16 protein-coding genes are annotated in these 15,585 nt (G+C 62.6%); 10 read left to right on the forward strand and 6 right to left on the reverse strand.

The features are described 5' to 3' along the window. The first annotated feature begins 4 nt into the window (after positions 1-4). The 4 genes from gntB to hcnC all read left to right on the forward strand — a co-directional run bounded on the left by gntB (position 5) and on the right by hcnC (position 4,218). On the forward strand, positions 5-1,093 hold the full coding sequence (gene gntB, locus KHO27_RS22395) for a guanitoxin biosynthesis L-arginine gamma (S) hydroxylase (RefSeq protein ID WP_250888389.1): 1,089 nt from the start codon (positions 5-7) through the stop codon (positions 1,091-1,093). Between the two features lie 172 nt (positions 1,094-1,265). Beyond that, positions 1,266-1,574 (forward strand): cyanide-forming glycine dehydrogenase subunit HcnA, encoded by a 309-nt coding sequence (gene hcnA / locus KHO27_RS22400; protein ID WP_110696852.1) that lies wholly within the window; start codon positions 1,266-1,268, stop codon positions 1,572-1,574. Next, positions 1,571-2,965 (forward strand): cyanide-forming glycine dehydrogenase subunit HcnB, encoded by a 1,395-nt coding sequence (gene hcnB / locus KHO27_RS22405; protein ID WP_214500792.1) that lies wholly within the window; start codon positions 1,571-1,573, stop codon positions 2,963-2,965. Before hcnA ends, hcnB begins: the two co-directional genes overlap by 4 nt. Positions 2,966-2,967: 2 nt before the next feature. Continuing rightward, entirely contained in the window at positions 2,968-4,218 is a 1,251-nt protein-coding gene (hcnC, locus tag KHO27_RS22410; protein ID WP_110696848.1) for a cyanide-forming glycine dehydrogenase subunit HcnC, read from the forward strand. Between the two features lie 85 nt (positions 4,219-4,303). Here the strand turns inward: hcnC and lpdA are convergent, their stop codons facing one another. Beyond that, positions 4,304-5,704: a dihydrolipoyl dehydrogenase gene (lpdA, locus tag KHO27_RS22415; protein ID WP_214500793.1), complete on the reverse strand. Its 1,401-nt coding sequence runs from the start codon at positions 5,702-5,704 to the stop codon at positions 4,304-4,306. A 215-nt stretch (positions 5,705-5,919) separates the two neighbouring features. Here lpdA and cfaB point away from each other — a divergent pair, with 215 nt between their 5' ends. Then, positions 5,920-7,104, forward strand: a complete 1,185-nt coding sequence (cfaB, locus tag KHO27_RS22420; RefSeq protein ID WP_102683403.1) for a C17 cyclopropane fatty acid synthase CfaB — start codon at positions 5,920-5,922, stop codon at positions 7,102-7,104. Between the two features lie 39 nt (positions 7,105-7,143). Here the strand turns inward: cfaB and cls are convergent, their stop codons facing one another. Then, on the reverse strand, positions 7,144-8,583 hold the full coding sequence (gene cls / locus KHO27_RS22425) for a cardiolipin synthase (RefSeq protein WP_214500794.1): 1,440 nt from the start codon (positions 8,581-8,583) through the stop codon (positions 7,144-7,146). A gap of 129 nt (positions 8,584-8,712) precedes the next feature. On the opposite strand from cls, the gene KHO27_RS22430 reads away from it, so the two are divergent. Continuing rightward, the gene (locus KHO27_RS22430; RefSeq protein ID WP_110696840.1) at positions 8,713-9,240 is read left to right on the forward strand and encodes a DUF3617 domain-containing protein; all 528 of its coding nucleotides are present in this window, start codon (positions 8,713-8,715) and stop codon (positions 9,238-9,240) included. 8 nt (positions 9,241-9,248) lie between these two features. On the opposite strand, the gene folE2 is transcribed toward KHO27_RS22430, so the two are convergent. Beyond that, complete coding sequence (gene folE2 / locus KHO27_RS22435; RefSeq protein ID WP_110696838.1) at positions 9,249-10,130, reverse strand: GTP cyclohydrolase FolE2; 882 nt, start codon at positions 10,128-10,130, stop codon at positions 9,249-9,251. Between the two features lie 25 nt (positions 10,131-10,155). Next, entirely contained in the window at positions 10,156-10,533 is a 378-nt protein-coding gene (locus KHO27_RS22440) for a glutamine synthetase (protein ID WP_110696835.1), read from the reverse strand. Positions 10,534-10,642: 109 nt separating this feature from the next. Here KHO27_RS22440 and zigA point away from each other — a divergent pair, with 109 nt between their 5' ends. Genes zigA through KHO27_RS22455 form a run of 3 tightly spaced genes read left to right on the forward strand, consistent with a single transcriptional unit; the run spans position 10,643 to position 13,492 of the window. Continuing rightward, positions 10,643-11,851 (forward strand): zinc metallochaperone GTPase ZigA, encoded by a 1,209-nt coding sequence (zigA, locus tag KHO27_RS22445; RefSeq protein WP_214500795.1) that lies wholly within the window; start codon positions 10,643-10,645, stop codon positions 11,849-11,851. Then, entirely contained in the window at positions 11,848-12,465 is a 618-nt protein-coding gene (locus tag KHO27_RS22450) for a DUF1826 domain-containing protein (protein ID WP_214500796.1), read from the forward strand. The genes zigA and KHO27_RS22450 overlap by 4 nt, the downstream gene beginning before the upstream one ends. A 52-nt stretch (positions 12,466-12,517) precedes the next feature. Next, positions 12,518-13,492, forward strand: a complete 975-nt coding sequence (locus KHO27_RS22455; RefSeq protein ID WP_214500797.1) for a CobW family GTP-binding protein — start codon at positions 12,518-12,520, stop codon at positions 13,490-13,492. On the opposite strand, the gene KHO27_RS22460 is transcribed toward KHO27_RS22455, so the two are convergent. Then, positions 13,493-13,885 (reverse strand): DUF3301 domain-containing protein, encoded by a 393-nt coding sequence (locus KHO27_RS22460; RefSeq protein WP_102683410.1) that lies wholly within the window; start codon positions 13,883-13,885, stop codon positions 13,493-13,495. 120 nt (positions 13,886-14,005) lie between these two features. Here KHO27_RS22460 and pdxY point away from each other — a divergent pair, with 120 nt between their 5' ends. Next, the gene (gene pdxY, locus KHO27_RS22465; RefSeq protein ID WP_214500798.1) at positions 14,006-14,878 is read left to right on the forward strand and encodes a pyridoxal kinase PdxY; all 873 of its coding nucleotides are present in this window, start codon (positions 14,006-14,008) and stop codon (positions 14,876-14,878) included. On the opposite strand, the gene KHO27_RS22470 is transcribed toward pdxY, so the two are convergent. After that, a complete protein-coding gene (locus KHO27_RS22470) occupies positions 14,875-15,360 on the reverse strand; it encodes an acyl-CoA thioesterase (protein ID WP_102683412.1) in 486 nt (161 codons plus the stop codon). The genes pdxY and KHO27_RS22470 overlap by 4 nt on opposite strands. Between the last annotated feature and the right edge of the window lie 225 nt (positions 15,361-15,585).

The raw sequence follows: 15,585 nt of genomic DNA on the forward strand, positions 1-15,585 counted from the left end.
CTCGATGGCTGTCACCTGCAACTGGGCCCTATCTGCGCCTCGGCATCGGCTGGCGCCAGGAGCAAGGGGCCTTCCATCGCCTCGACTTAACGAACAGGGACTTTCGATGAACGATGTGAACCGATTCAAACCGTCCGCTGAAATCAAGGAGCGCTTGCGTCCTTTATACGAGAAGGACAACTGGCACTGGGCGCTTGCCCTTGCTCTGGATGTGGCCGTCATCGCGCTCGCGGTGTACCTGAGCCTGCAAAGCCCGTATTTCTATCCGCTGACCGTGCTGATGATCGGCTCACGTCAGCGCGCGCTCGCTTCGTTGTTGCACGAAGCGGCGCACATGACCTTGATGAGCCACAAAGTGCTCTGCCGGCTGATCGGCGAATACTTGCTTGCCTACCCGATCTTCCAGAACTACGAAGCGTATCGCCGCTCCCACGTGCAACTGCATCATCATCACCTGGGGGACCAGCACGCCGATCCCGACCACAGGTACTACATTGATTCCGGTCTGTATGCCGCAAGTGATCGGCTCGACTTTCTCCTGCGTCACCTGCTCAAGAGCATCACGCTGACCAACACCTCGCATTACTTCGTCTACCTGGTGAAAAACCGCGCTGGCGATGTCGTGGCCAAGCCGATGCAGGGCCTCAAACTGCTGGCCGTGCACCTGGTGATCCTGGCGCTGTTCTGGTACTCGGTGGGGCCCTGGGGCTACCTGCTGTTCTGGCTGGTGCCGTACTTCACCGCGTTTCAGGTGATCGGCTGGCTTTCCGAGATATCCGAGCACTTCGGTATGTTCGGGGTATACAAGGATGAAGTGAAGCTGACCCGCAATCGCTTCCCCAGCCTCATCGAGCGCGTGTTCATTGGCATGCATGGCGACAACTATCACCTTACGCACCACCTTTTTGCCGGCGTGCCCTTCTGGAACCTCAAGAAGGCGCACCTGGTACTGATGGACGATCCCAGCTACGCAGAGGCGAACCGTGGTTGTGGCGGAATCTTCACCGCCAAAGGCGAAGCCAGATCCAGCCTTGCCCAGATCTTCGATGCCTATAGAAGCGGTAAGATCAGCGCGGTAATGACCGCCGAGTGACCCGGCAGGGCCGATACGTTCCAATCTGGAACGTATCGGCCACTTGCTTGATTCGCCTTTCATCGAGTGTGTGCCTGGCTGTGTGGTTGTCATGGCATAGGTCATCTTTTCCGGACGGAATCTGCCTTACCTTCACGATCCTGCCTAAACAAGGACGACGAGGTAAACGCTGATGCTGGAAAGGAAACTCGATATTCAGCCACTGTCGGGCGCCGACCTGACGATTCATCTCAACGGTGCCCCGGTGCTTGCCGCTCCAGGTGAAACCGTACTGAGCGTCTTGAATGCCGTCGGGCTGCGCCAGGTGGCGCGCAACGATCATGGCCAGCTCAGCGGTGCCTATTGCGGCATGGGGGTCTGCCACTGCTGCCTGGTGCAGATAGATGGTCGCCCCAAGCGTCGGGCCTGTCAGACCGTGGTCAAGCCCGGCATGAGCATCGAGACCGAGGTCAACCGAGTACAAGCGGAGGTTCACCCATGAGCCTTCGTCCTGTGATCGTCGGTGGCGGCTCGGCCGGCATGGGCGCGGCCATCGAGCTGGCCGAACATGGCGTGGATTGCCTGCTGTTCGATGAGGCCTCGCGCCCCGGTGGCGTGGTCTATCGTGGCCCGTTGCGCGCTGGCGTCGACCTGGGCTACCTGGGCCCGCGCTACACCAAGGCCCTGACCCGCCTGCACGAAGATTTTGCCGCCTGCGCCGAGCGCATCGACCTGCGCCTGAACCATCGCGTGGTGGGAGGGGACGAGCAGCGGCTGATGGTCCTCGATGGCGACGAGCGCCTGCACGAGATCGACTATTCCCACCTGCTGCTGGCCGCCGGTTGCCTTGAGCGCAACGTGCCGTTCCCCGGCTGGACCTTGCCGGGCGTGATCCTGCTCGGTGGCTTGCAATTGCAGATCAAGAGCGGTGTGGTCAAGCCACTGGGCAGTACCCTGATTGCTGGTACCGGGCCTTTGCTGCCACTGGTCGCCTGCCAGCTGCACGCCGCCGGTGCCAAGGTGGCGGGGGTGTACGAGGCCTGCTCGTTCAACCGCATCGCCAAGGAAAGCCTGGCGCTGATGAACAAGCCACAGCTGTTCCTCGACGGCTTGAGCATGCTCGCCTACATGAAGCTCAACGGCATCCCCATGCACTATGGCTGGGGCGTGGTGGGCGCCACCGGGGAGGGCGAACTGCAGGAAGTCGAGGTCGCACCCTATACCCAGGACTGGCAACCGGACATGAGCCGTGTCCAGCGCGAGCAGGTGCGCACCCTGGCTGTGGGCTATGGCTTCATCCCACGTACCCAGCTCAGCCAGCAACTGGGCCTGGCCCATGGCTTCAGCGAGGACGGCTACCTGCGCGCCGAATGCAACGTGTGGCAGCAAAGCAGCCAGCCGAACATTCACCTGGCGGGCGACATGGCCGGGATCCGCGGCGGCGAGGCGGCCATGTTGACCGGGCGCATCGCCGCGGTTTCGATGCTCCAGCAGATGGGCAAGCTCGACGCCGAGCAGGCGATCGAGTGCCGTGAGCGCTACCTGGGCAAGCTGGCGGCGATCAAGCGCTTCCGTTCCGGGGTGGAGCGCTACACCGCCCGCGGCGCAGCGCAAGTCGAACTGCCCCAGGCCGATACGGTGATCTGCCGTTGCGAACACGTGACTCGCGAGCAGATCGATCTGGCCCTGGAGCAGGGCGTGCAAGACATGGCCAGCCTGAAGATGCGCACACGAGTGAGCATGGGCGACTGCCAGGGGCGCATGTGCGTCGGTTACTGCAGCGACCGCCTGCGCAGCGCCACCGGACGCAAGGACGTGGGTTGGTTGCGCCCGCGCTTCCCGGTGGACCCGATCCCGTTTTCCGCATTCGAACAACTCGGCACGGAGGCCTGAGCATGAACAAGCACTACGACATCATCATCGCCGGTGGCGGGGTGATCGGCGCGTCCTGCGCCTACCAGCTGTCCAAGCGCAAGAACCTGAAGATCGCCTTGATCGACTGCAAGCGCCCGGGCAACGCTACCCGCGCTTCGGCCGGCGGCCTGTGGGCCATCGGTGAATCGGTGGGGCTGGGCTGCGGGGTGATCTTTTTTCGCATGATGTCCTCGCGCAGCAAGCGCGAGGCCAACGGCGCGGCGGTGGTGGTCGATTCGAGCACACCGCATATCCTGCCGGAATGCTTCTTCGACTTCGCCTTGCAGTCCAACGCGATTTATCCACAGCTGCACCAGGAACTGATCGAACGCCACGGCATGGACTTCAAGTTCGAGCGCACAGGGCTCAAGTACATCATCCAGGATGAAGAAGACCAGCTGTACGCCGAACATATCGTCAAGCAGATCCCGCACCTGGCCGACCAGGTGCGCTGGCTCGACCGCGACGCGCTGCGCGCTTCGGAGCCGGCGGTGACGCTCAAGGCCAATGGCGCGCTGGAGTTTCTCTGCGATCACCAGGTCAGCCCGTTCCGCCTGGGCGATGCGTTCATGGAGGCGGCGCGGCAGAACGGCGTCGACCTGTACCCGAACGTGAACATCACCGGCGTGCTGCATGAAGGCACCCGGATCAAGGGCGTGCGCACCGCCGAGGCTGGTGAGTTCCATTGCGGCACATTGATCAATGCCGCTGGCGCCTGGGCGGCGGAATTGAGCGAGTGGGCCACCGGGGAGAGCATTCCGGTCAAGCCGGTGAAAGGCCAGATCGTGCTGACCGAGCGTCTGCCCAAGCTGCTCGATGGCTGCATCACCACCAGCGATTGCTACATGGCACAGAAGGACAACGGCGAGATCCTGATCGGCAGTACCACCGAGGAGAAGGGCTTTGATGTCACCAATACCTTCCCGGAGATCAACGGCTTGGTGCAGGGGGCGATCCGCTGCGTGCCACAGCTGGCGCAGGTGAACCTCAAGCGCACTTGGGCCGGCCTGCGGCCTGGGTCACCGGACGAGCTGCCGATTCTCGGGCCTGTGGATAATGTCCAAGGGTATTTCAACGCCTGTGGACATTTCCGTACCGGGATTCTGACCTCGGCGATTACTGGCGTGCTGCTGGACAAGGTTGTCCACAATGAGGCGCTGCCGCTGGATATCACGCCATTCCTGGCGTCGCGCTTCCACAGCGCTGGGGATAAACAGCGGGCCCATGGCTAAGTGGGCTTTGCCCCGCGATCGCGTTGGCAGGCATGACGCAATCGCGGGGCAAGCCCGCTCCCACGGGCGGTGCTGAAAGGTCCGGTCAGATCTGCATCGCCATCCCTTGCACATTCATCGCCGCCTGGCGCAGGGCCTCGGAGCGGGTCGGGTGCGGGTGGCAGGTGAGGGCGATGTCCTCGGCCGAGGCCGAGAACTCCATAGCCACGCAGAACTCGCCGATCATCTCGCTCACGCTTGGGCCGACCAGGTGCACGCCCAGCACCTCATCGGTCTCGGCATCGGCGATGACTTTGGCGAAGCCCTCGGTCTCATGGTTGATCTTGGCGCGGCTGTTGGCGGTGAAGGGGAACTTGCCGACCTTGTAGGCCCGCCCTTCGGCTTTGAGCTGCTCTTCGGTCTTGCCGACGCTAGCCAGTTCCGGGCGGGTGTAGATGACGCCCGGGATGAGGTTGTAGTTGACCTCATGGGCCTTGCCAGCGATGCGCTCGATGCACGACACCGCTTCGTCCTCGGCCTTGTGTGCCAGCATCGGTCCGGAGGTGACGTCGCCGATCACCCAGATGCCAGGCACCGCGCTGCGGTGATGGTCGTTGGCGAGCATGCCGCGCTTGTCGGTTTCCAGCCCGGCGCTTTCCAGGTTCAGGCCTTGGGTATAAGGACGGCGGCCGATAGCTACCAGCACGTAGTCGGCCTGCAGGGTTTCGGCGGTACCACCGGCAGCGGGTTCCAGGGTCAGTGTGACGCCGTCGGCCGCGGCAGTGGCCTGGGTCACCTTGCTGCCCAGCTTGAAGGCCATGCCTTGCTTGGCCAAGGCTTTCTGCAGGGTCTTGGCGGTTTCTTCGTCGGTGCCAGGGCAGATGCGGTCCAGGTATTCGATCACCGTCACTTCGGCGCCCAGGCGACGCCATACCGAACCCAGCTCCAGGCCGATCACCCCGGCGCCGATGACGATCAGGTGCTTGGGCACCTGGGGCAGCGACAGGGCGCCGGTGGAGTCGATGATGCGCTGGTTGTCGATGGTCACGCCAGGCAGCGGCGTGGGTTCCGAGCCGGTGGCGATGACGATGTCCTTGGCCTGCAGGGTGGTTTCGCTGCCGTCCTCGGCCTTGACGATCACCTTGCCAACCCCGTCCAGGCGGCCCCAGCCCTTGATCCAGTCAACCTTGTTCTTGCGGAACAGGTATTCGATGCCCTTGGTCAGGCCCGTCACGCTTTCATCTTTCTGCTTCATCATCTGGCCCAGGTTGAGGGTCGGCTTGACCTCGATCCCCAGATGGGCGAACTCAGCGCCACTGGCTGCCTCATACAACTCGGAAGCGTGCAGCAATGCCTTGGAAGGCATGCAACCGACGTTCAGGCAGGTGCCGCCCAAGGTCGAGCGACCCTCGACACAGGCCACGCTCAGGCCCAGCTGGCCCGCGCGGATCGCTGCGTTGTAGCCGCCGGGGCCGCCGCCGATGATCACCACGTCATAGGATTTCATGGGTTTCGTTACTCCGAGAGTGTGAGGAAGCGAAGAGGGCACAAGGTTAATCTGAGCAGGCATGATTGTATACAATCTGCTGAATAGGCTGCGCCAGATAGTTCTAGACTATGGTCGTGATTACCGGAAACTTCGTACGAATGAACTACCCTGATGCGGTGGCGTCCGACACATTAAGGCGTGGCGTCCCGTATCAACGAAAGGGAGGGTCATGAATGCTTGCGCAACTTCCACCTGCGTTGCAGAGCTTGCACTTACCTTTGCGCGTCAAGCTGTGGGACGGCAACCAGTTCGATCTGGGGCCGAGCCCGCAAGTCACCATCGTGGTCAAGGAACCCCAGCTCATTACCCAGCTCACCCATCCCAACCTCAATGAGCTGGGATCGGCCTTCGTCGAGGGCAAGCTGGAGCTGGAAGGCGATATAGGCGAAGTCATCCGGGTTTGCGACGAACTCAGCGATGCCTTGCTTCAGGATGAAGATGAGGCCGTGCCGGCACGCACTGCTCATGACAAGGCCACCGATGCCGAAGCGATTTCCTATCACTACGACCTGTCCAACGAGTTCTACCAATTGTGGCTCGATCCGGACATGGTCTATTCCTGTGCCTATTTCAAGGAGCCGGACAATGCCCTGGCCCCGGCTCAGCAGGACAAGTTCGACCACTTGTGCCGCAAGCTGCGCCTGCAGGCTGGCGATTACCTGCTGGATGTCGGTTGTGGCTGGGGCGGGCTGGCGCGATTCGCCGCTCGCGAGTACGGCGCCAAGGTGTTCGGCATCACCCTGAGCAAGGAGCAGCTGAAGCTGGGCCGCCAGCGGGTGAAGGAGGAGGGCCTGGCTGACAAGGTCGACCTGCAGATCCTCGACTACCGCGACCTGCCCCAGGATGGCCGCTTCGACAAGGTGGTCAGCGTCGGCATGTTCGAGCATGTCGGCCACGCCAATCTCGAGCTGTACTGCAAGCGGCTGTTCGGTGCGGTGCGCGAAGGTGGCCTGGTGATGAACCATGGCATCACGGCCAAGCATGTCGATGGCCGCCCCGTCGGTCGCGGCGCGGGCGACTTCATTGATCGTTATGTGTTCCCCCATGGCGAGCTGCCGCACATCTCGATGATCACTGCACGGATTTGCGAAGCGGGTCTGGAGGTGGTCGACATCGAGAGCCTGCGGCTGCACTACGCCAAGACCCTCAACCACTGGAGCGAGAACCTCGAGAACCAGCTGCATCGCGCCGCCGCGCTGGTGCCGGAGAAGACCTTGCGTATCTGGCGCCTGTACCTGGCCGGTTGTGCCTATGCCTTCACAAAGGGCTGGATCAACCTCCATCAGATTCTCGCAGTGAAGCCTTACGCCGACGGTCACCACGACCTGCCATGGACCCGTGAGGACCTGTATCGCTGACCTGTACAGCGGCGTGCTTGTCCGGCACGCCGCTGCGCGCTACAGGATCGGTGAAATCAGGCGTGCGATGCGCATCCCCAACTGCTGCAGACGATGGGTGTCGCGGCTGTCTTCAGCGGTGATCTCCCTGGCCTGCTCGAAATCATTCACCAGCATGTGCTCGACCTGATCGGCAAAGGCGCGATCCACCGTGAGCAAGGTGATCTCGAAATTCAGCCGGAACGACCGGTTGTCGAGGTTGGCGCTACCGATGGCACTGACCTCATCGTCCACCAGCACCACCTTCTGGTGCAGGAAGCCCGGTTGATAGCGGAACATGCGCACCCCGGCGCGAACCGCTTCGAAGGCGAACAGGCTGGAGGCGGCGTAGACGATCCGGTGATCGGGACGTGAGGGAATCAGGATACGTACGTCGACGCCCCTCAGTACCGCCAGGCGCAGGGCGGCGAAGATGGCTTCGTCGGGAATGAAGTAGGGGCTGGTGATCCATACCCGGCTGCTTGCCGAGTGAATCGCCTCTAGGAAGAACAGCGCGCAGGTTTCCTGGGGGTCGGCCGGTCCGCTGGCCAGTGCCTGGCACAGCACGCCATCCTCGGGGTAGGCATCAGGCAGGATCAGCGGCGGGAGCTGGCGCGTGGCCCAGTACCAGTCCTCGGCGAAGGACTCCTGCAGGCAGGCCAGCACCGGGCCGCTTATCTGCACGTGGGTATCGCGCCACGGCGAGAGCTTGGGGTGTGCCCCGAGGTATTCGTCGCCCACGTTGTGGCCGCCGAGAAAACCTTGCAGGCCATCGACCACCACGATCTTGCGATGGTTGCGAAAGTTGACCTGGAAACGGTTGAACCAGCCGCGCCGTGTGGCGAACGCTTCGATCTGCACGCCACCGTCACGCAGCACCTGGCTGTAGCTGCCCGGCAGCGCGTGACTGCCGACGCGGTCGTAGAGCACGAACACCCGTACACCTTCGGCGGCCTTGCGCAGCAATAGCTGCTGCAGCTCCTTGCCCAGGGCATCGTCGTGGATGATGAAGAACTGCACCAGCACGGTGTCCCGCGCCATGCGGATGGCGGAAAAGATCGCCTCGAACGTGGCCGAGCCATCGATCAGCAGTTTCACTTCGTTGTTGGCCAGGCATGGCATGCGCCCGAGCCTGGGCATGGCGCGCAGGGCGGCATAGCCGCCCGACTCCCGGGCGGTCAGTGCTTCCTCCACCCATGGGCGCCAGTTCAGGTTGGCCATGGCCACATGCATTTCCTGGTTGGCCTGACGCCGCGCCTGGATATACGCATAGAAGGAGCGGGCGCCGAATACCAGGTAGGGGATGAGGGTGAGGTAGGGGATGAACAGCAGCGACATGGCCCAGGCAATCGCACCTTGGGCGGTGCGTACGGTGAACACCGCATGGAGCGCGGCGGCCAGGCCGAGCAGGTGAATCAGACCGAGCACGTAACCGAAAAAGTAGGGGCTGTGGTAATCCATACGCATCCTGCTTGCCGAGAGCACTGCTGCTAACAGACCACGTTCGAGGGGGCCACTGCAACCCGCAGGCGAATTCGGCGTCTAAAGGCTCAGTCCGGCCAGAGCCGGTATTTCGAGGAGCTTTCATCCATGAAGATTCGTCTGCCACTGCTCGCCCTGGTACTGGGGTTGGGCAGCCCGCTGGTTCACGCGCAGATGTTGCAACCCGGCTTGTGGGAGTTGACCACCAGCAACATGCAGGTCGATGGCAAGCCGTTGCCAGACATGGAGTTCATGCTCGGCCAGTTGAAGAACCTGCCGCCCGAGCAACGGGCGATGATGGAAGGTGCCCTGGCCAAGCAGGGCATCACCGTGGGCGGCAAGGGTGTGCGTTCGTGCCTGACACCCGAGCAGGTCAAGACCAACGACATTCCGCTGCAGGACCCGCAATCGGGCTGTACGCAGAAGATCACCGAGCGCAATGGCAATGTCTGGAAGTTCCAGTTCAGCTGCCCGAAAGCCCAGGGCAACGGCCAAGCCACCTTCCTCAGCGACCGTGAGTTTGTTACCAAGGTCAACGGCACATTCAATGCGTCCGGCGTTCAGCAACAGGGCAGCATGGATACCCGGGCGGTCTGGCTGGGTAACGAGTGTGGAACAGTGAAGCCACGCAGTTGAAGTAGCGCTCACCACCGATGTTGAGTAACCGCGACCGCGTCGTGGGCATGCAGGCTCTCTGCGTGTTCCACGCGCACGCTGAACCCCGCCACCTCCTCTATCTGCGCCAATGCCAGGTGCAGGCGCCGGGCAGCATCTTCGCAGAACATCAGGTTCTGACCATTGGCCAGGGCAAATGCCTGTTCGTCTGCGCGCTTCACGGCGGTCTGCACTGCAGTGCCCAGCGCAGCTTCCGCCGCGTCGATCAGCCCTGTCAGGTTCAGCGCTTCCCCTGCAAGGCGTACCTGAAGCCTGGCCAGGCTCCGTTGGCTATGGGGCGTCGCGACGATCCCGTCACTGCTGCCCAGCCATTGGCGAATGCCGCGCCTATCCAATGGCCGATGGGCAAAGTCCCTGTCGAACTGCTCCTGGATCAGTTGCCTTGCAAGTGCTGCCGAGCATGGGCACGTCGACGAGTAGGGCACATTCACTGATAGTTCCACGTGGAACATTTCATATTCCAGCTTGGCATCCACGGTGACCGGGTAGCGCTTCCAGCCAGCCAACGGGCTGATCAGTGCCGACCGTTTGAGCAGATGATCAAAGGTCAGGCGCAGATAAGCATTGTTGGACAGGCCGGTGTGGCTAAGCAGAAATGCCCGCAGTATCTGGCGTAGAAGCGGGGGTGACAGGGGTTGTTGCTCCAGCGCCTCCAATGCCAGGTACAGCCGGGACATGTGGATGCCGCGTGAGCCTCCATCGTCGAGGCTCACTCCGGCATCGGCGAAAGCGGTTACGGTGCGCCCGTCGAGTTGCAGCGCGACGGCGATGCCACTCATGCCCACCCAGTCCAGCGGCAGTGCCTGTTGGTTGCTCTGGGCGGCGACATCGGGAAGGGAGAGGCTGGTCATGGAAGAAATCCTGAACGGTTGATAGTCACCGGCAACCGCCGATGAGGCTGCAATGCAGGTTGAAGCGTTGGCCGCTGGAGCTGGAAACACGATTCTGCGTGGTCCATCCAATACGCCGGCTGTAACCCACCCAAGCCTCGCCGTCGCTGGCCAGGCCGGTGAAAAACGTCAATGCGCCATGGCGGCTGTTGGTCTGTGCCCACAGCCGCTTGCTCGCAACTTCATACCCACGCAGGTAAAAGGTGCTGCCTTCGGTTCGCACGCTGTAGTAGTTGCCCTTGCTGTCCTGGCAGGCCAGCAAGGTTGCGCTGCGGGTGCACCGTGCAAGGTCGGTAGTGGGCATGGCAAAGAGCTGCTCTGGATGGACGAGCAGCAGCAGGGCGATGACGCCAGGTAGTTTCATGACGCTCTCCAGACAACCGTTCGGCGATACGGCTTGGCGAAATTGTATTGTTATAATATAACATTATGCAATGCATCGTTTCGAATGCGCCTGCCCGATGAGGTTCGTCATGCCCAACCGTCTTCCTGTCACCGTGCTGTCCGGCTTCCTGGGTGCCGGCAAGAGCACGTTGCTCAACCATGTCCTGCGCAACCGTGACAACTTGCGCGTGGCCGTGATCGTCAACGACATGAGTGAAATCAACATCGATGCCAGTGAGGTGCAACGCAATGTCAGCCTCAACCGCGCTGAGGAAAAGCTGGTTGAGATGAGCAACGGCTGCATCTGCTGCACACTGCGTGAAGACCTGCTGGAGGAGGTGGCCCGGTTGGCGGGCGAGGGTCGCTTCGATTACCTGCTGATCGAGTCCACGGGTATTTCCGAGCCGCTGCCGGTCGCCGAGACGTTCACCTTTCGCGATGAGCAGGGCCGCAGTCTCTCCGACATGGCGCGCCTCGACACCATGGTCACTGTTGTCGATGGGCTGAACTTCCTTCGCGATTATCAGGCAGCCGACAGCCTGGCCAGTCGGGGCGAGACCTTGGGCGAAGGTGACGAACGTTCGATCAGTGACTTGCTGATCGAGCAGGTCGAATTCGCCGACGTGTTGCTGCTGAGCAAGATCGACCTGATCAGCCAGCATGAGCGCGAAGAATTGACCGCCATCCTGCGCAGCCTCAATGCGCGGGCGCAGATCGTGCCAATGGTGATGGGCCAGGTGCCTTTGGCGCGCATCCTCGATACCGGCCTGTTCGATTTCGACCAGGCCGCGCAGGCGCCGGGCTGGCTGCAGGAGCTGCGTGGCGAACATGTGCCGGAAACCGAGGAGTACGGTATTGCCGCGACCACCTGGCAGGCGCGCCGGCCATTCCATCCGCAGCGTTTCTTCGACTTTATCCACAAGCCCTGGAGCAACGGCCGCTTGCTGCGCTCCAAAGGGTTCTTCTGGCTGGCCAGCAAGTTCCAGGAGGCCGGTAGCTGGTCGCAGGCCGGGGGCATGATGCGCCATGGCCTGGCTGGTCGTTGGTGGCGTTTCGTGCCGCGCGAGCAATGGCCGCAGGATGAAGAGAACACTGCGGCGATCCTCAAGCAGTGGTCCGCGCAAGCGGGCGACTGCCGCCAGGAACTGGTGTTCATCGGGCAGAACATCGACTTTGCTCGGTTATCCACAGAGCTGGAAGCCTGCCTGCTCGATGACCAGGAAATGGAGTTGGGGCCGATGGGCTGGCTGCGCCTGCCGGACCCGTTTGGTGAGTGGCATGAGGACGCTGCGGCATGACTGTGGATATCCGCCAGGTCTTCGGTGAGTCACCCCAGGTGATGACGGAGATTCTCCAGGATGGGGTCAACCTCGCGGTCTGGCAGCGCCGCCTGCCGGCCCAGGTCGAAGACTTCGCCAACCTGGTGCTGAGCCTGGGCCAGCCATTGGCCGATGAGCGCGTGATCGAGGTGGATGAACGCCAGCCGCCAGCGTTGCCCGGGCTGCTCAGAGAAACCGCCGATCTACATGGCTACGATGGTTTCGTCGCCGATGTGGCCTGGCTGGTGGCGGCCTATACCTGCTTGCTGGGTGCTCGGCGCCTGGGGGTGCGGCTGCGGGTGCTTGAGGGGGCGATGTGCCCGCGCATGCATGTGGACCATGTGCCATTGCGCCTGCTCAGTACCTACGCTGGCGCAGGTAGCGAATGGCTGCCAGAGGGTGCCATCGACCGTGCCCGGTTGCAGCTGGCGCCGCCGCCTGTGGATAACGTCCGGCGATTGGTGGCGGGAGAGGTAGCCCTGCTCAAGGGCGAGAAGTGGCTGGGCAACGAGGGTGCGGGCTTGGTCCACCGGTCCCCGCAGACCCCCGCCGGGGAACGTCGCTTGCTGTTGAGCCTGGACTGGTTGGCATGAATTGCCGGACGCCCCGGTATAGACTGCCATCAAGCCCTTGCGATACCGAGCCATGTTGCAGAACATCCCCACCCATGTGATCGCCGGCCCGCTAGGTGCCGGCAAGACCAGCCTGATCCGTCACTTGCTGGAGCAACGACCAGCTGGTGAGCGTTGGGCCGTGCTGGTCAACGAATTTGGCCAGATCGGCCTGGATGCCGCCTTGCTCAGCCGTGATGAGGTGGGCATCGCCATCGGAGAGGTGGCGGGAGGCTGTCTGTGCTGCGTCAATGGCGCACCGTTCCAGGTGGGGCTCGGCCGCCTGCTGCGCAAGGCGCGCCCGGATCGCCTGTTCATCGAACCGTCCGGCCTCGGTCACCCCCTCCAATTGCTGGAGCAACTGGGGCGGGCGCCTTGGACCGGTGTACTGTCGGTCCAGCCACTGTTGATGGTGCTGGATGCCGCCGCCCTTTCCCGGGGCGCTGACTTGCCCGAGGCACAGAGCATGGCATTGGCGAAGGCGGGGTTGCTGCTGTTCAACAAGGCGAGTGCCGTGGATGCTGCCACCCGCCTGTTGATAACTGCATCATTGCCTGAAGTCCCGGCGTTGTGGACGGATCATGGCGCGCTAGCGCTCGCCGGTTTGCCTGTATCGTCCGCGGCGCCAGCGGGTTCACTCGACCTTTCCAGCCTGCCTGTGGATAACAGCCCCGTCCCACGGCCCTCCTTGTGGGTGGATCCGCGGCAACCGATCTGTCAGTTCCGGTTGGCCGAGGAGGGCTGGAGCGTAGGTTGGCGCTGGCATCCGGGGCAGGTCGTGGATGAAATGGCGCTATGTGGCGTTCTTGAGCAATGGCCTTGGCGCCGGGCGAAGGGGGTTATCCACAGCGCGGCGGGGTGGCAGTCGTTCAATGGCCTGGAACGTGGGGCGCTGGAATGGCGGCCCAGCGAATGGCGCAGGGACTCGCGCATCGAGCTGATATTCGATCAGCCACAACCCTTGCAGATGCTCCAGGCGGCCATCGGCAAGTGTTACCTGGCGGAGTGATCAATTGCGCCAGCGGTTATGTTCCTGGCGCCACTGCTGCATTTCGATGACGTTGTCGGTACGTGGTGGGGTATTTATCTCGAACGGGTAGGGGGCGAGTTCGATCTGCATGGTGTGGGCACCGAACTGGGTGACGGTGCCGGGGTGGCGTTGTTCGCCGGTAACGGTGAACTCGAAGTTGTAGATGCGCGCCAGGCGCTTTCGGCCATTGGCGTCGCGCACGAAGGCGATGCGCTTGAGTGCCACGGCGTCGTCGAGCAGTTCCAGGTCGAGCTTGGCGCAATGCTGCTTGACCCGCGCCAGGGCCTTCTCGCGTAGCCCGTGGTTGTGCCACAGCCAGGCGCCTGCGGTCGCCACCAGCATCAGGACGAAAAGGTTTTCCAGGGTCAGCATTTGCGTAAGCTCCAGACAGGTCGATCCAGCTTAACTGCGTCTCTGGCCTGTCGTACAGATGGCAATCGGGTTCATACTGCGGGCCGCACATTTCTTCACACAGTTTCGGAAGCGCCCTGCATGAAACGTACACCGCACCTGCTCGCCATTCAGTCCCACGTGGTCTTTGGACACGCCGGCAACAGCGCCGCGGTGTTTCCCATGCAGCGGGTCGGGGTCAACGTCTGGCCACTCAACACGGTGCAGTTCTCCAACCACACTCAGTATGGCCAGTGGGCGGGGGAAGTGCTTGCGCCAGCGCAAATTCCTGCGTTGGTGGAAGGCATTTCCAATATTGGCGAACTGGGCCACTGCGACGCGGTGCTGTCGGGTTACCTGGGCAGTGCCGAGCAGGGGCGGGCGATCCTGGCTGGCGTCGAGCGGATCAAGGCGGTCAATCCCAGGGCCTTGTACCTGTGCGACCCGGTCATGGGCCATGCCGAGAAAGGTTGCATCGTGCCGGCCGAGGTCAGTGAGTTCCTGCTCGAGCAGGCCGTGGCCAAGGCCGATATCCTGTGCCCCAACCAGCTCGAGCTGGACAGTTTCTGTGGCCGTCGCGCGCAGTCGCTGGAGGATTGCGTGGGCATGGCGCGCGGGTTGCTGGAGCGTGGGCCGCAGGTTGTGCTGGTCAAGCACCTGAATTATCCACTGCGCGCGGACGATGCCTTCGAGATGCTCCTGGTAACCCGTGAAGCCAGCTGGCACCTGCGTCGGCCGTTGCTGGCGTTCCCGCGTCAGCCGGTAGGGGTGGGCGACCTGACGTCAGGTTTGTTCCTGGCCCGGGTGCTGCTTGGCGACAACTGGCTGCACGCCTTCGAGTTCACCGCCGCCGCCGTGCATGAGGTGCTGCTGGAAACCCAGGCCTGCGCCAGCTACGAACTGCAACTGGTGCGGGCCCAGGATCGCATCGCCCATCCACGGGTGCGCTTCGAGGCGCAGCGCTTGATGTACTAGATGGCGTCGGTCTTGAGGTTCTGGTAGCGCTGCTCCAGCTCCTGGCGGATCTGGCGGCGCTGCTGGCCTTGCAGGAAGCGGCGCTTCTCCTCGCTGCTCTGCGGCTGGCGCGGTGGCACCTTCACCGGACGACGGTCGTCGTCCACCGCGACCATGGTGAAGAAGCAACTGTTGGAGTGGCGCACCGAGCGCTCGCGGATATTCTCGGTGACAACCTTGATGCCCACCTCCATCGAGGTGTTGCCGGTGTAGTTGACCGAGGCCAGGAAGGTCACCAGCTCGCCGACGTGCACCGGCTCGCGGAAGATCACCTGGTCCACCGACAGGGTCACCACATAGGTGCCGGCATAGCGGCTGGCGCAGGCATAGGCGACTTCGTCGAGGTACTTGAGCAGGGTGCCGCCGTGTACGTTGCCAGAGAAATTGGCCATGTCCGGTGTCATCAGGACGGTCATGGTCAGCTGGGCGTTTCCAGGTTCCATAGAGAGCTCACGGTGAATTTGCACGGTATCGGGGCGGGTATCTGCAGACACTTCTGTTTCCCCTCTTTGAGGTTTCCCATCCTGGTACGGGACGTCGGCTGACGCTCCATCGTCACGCCAATATTGCCATCGGCGGTGTCGGATCTGCCGATCTGTTTCTGCATATTGCATTGGCAATTTGTGGCAAGGCGCGATGTTAACCTGACGACGCCCATGCAACGTGGG

Source organism: Pseudomonas sp. RC3H12, assembly GCF_018596375.1.
Lineage (GTDB): Bacteria > Pseudomonadota > Gammaproteobacteria > Pseudomonadales > Pseudomonadaceae > Aquipseudomonas.

Bases quoted from the DNA above. Each gene is read 5' to 3' on its own strand.
- gntB (WP_250888389.1), top strand. From the start codon at position 5: ATGGCTGTCACCTGCAACTGGGCCCTATCTGCGCCTCGGCATCGGCTG.
- KHO27_RS22460 (WP_102683410.1), bottom strand. From the start codon at position 13,885: ATGCTGACCCTGGAAAACCTTTTCGTCCTGATGCTGGTGGCGACCGCA.
- KHO27_RS22455 (WP_214500797.1), top strand. From the start codon at position 12,518: ATGTTGCAGAACATCCCCACCCATGTGATCGCCGGCCCGCTAGGTGCC.
- KHO27_RS22430 (WP_110696840.1), top strand. From the start codon at position 8,713: ATGAAGATTCGTCTGCCACTGCTCGCCCTGGTACTGGGGTTGGGCAGC.
- cfaB (WP_102683403.1), top strand. From the start codon at position 5,920: ATGCTTGCGCAACTTCCACCTGCGTTGCAGAGCTTGCACTTACCTTTG.
- folE2 (WP_110696838.1), bottom strand. From the start codon at position 10,130: ATGACCAGCCTCTCCCTTCCCGATGTCGCCGCCCAGAGCAACCAACAG.
- KHO27_RS22470 (WP_102683412.1), bottom strand. From the start codon at position 15,360: ATGGAACCTGGAAACGCCCAGCTGACCATGACCGTCCTGATGACACCG.
- pdxY (WP_214500798.1), top strand. From the start codon at position 14,006: ATGAAACGTACACCGCACCTGCTCGCCATTCAGTCCCACGTGGTCTTT.
- hcnB (WP_214500792.1), top strand. From the start codon at position 1,571: ATGAGCCTTCGTCCTGTGATCGTCGGTGGCGGCTCGGCCGGCATGGGC.
- hcnA (WP_110696852.1), top strand. From the start codon at position 1,266: ATGCTGGAAAGGAAACTCGATATTCAGCCACTGTCGGGCGCCGACCTG.
- KHO27_RS22450 (WP_214500796.1), top strand. From the start codon at position 11,848: ATGACTGTGGATATCCGCCAGGTCTTCGGTGAGTCACCCCAGGTGATG.
- zigA (WP_214500795.1), top strand. From the start codon at position 10,643: ATGCCCAACCGTCTTCCTGTCACCGTGCTGTCCGGCTTCCTGGGTGCC.
- KHO27_RS22440 (WP_110696835.1), bottom strand. From the start codon at position 10,533: ATGAAACTACCTGGCGTCATCGCCCTGCTGCTGCTCGTCCATCCAGAG.
- cls (WP_214500794.1), bottom strand. From the start codon at position 8,583: ATGGATTACCACAGCCCCTACTTTTTCGGTTACGTGCTCGGTCTGATT.
- lpdA (WP_214500793.1), bottom strand. From the start codon at position 5,704: ATGAAATCCTATGACGTGGTGATCATCGGCGGCGGCCCCGGCGGCTAC.
- hcnC (WP_110696848.1), top strand. From the start codon at position 2,968: ATGAACAAGCACTACGACATCATCATCGCCGGTGGCGGGGTGATCGGC.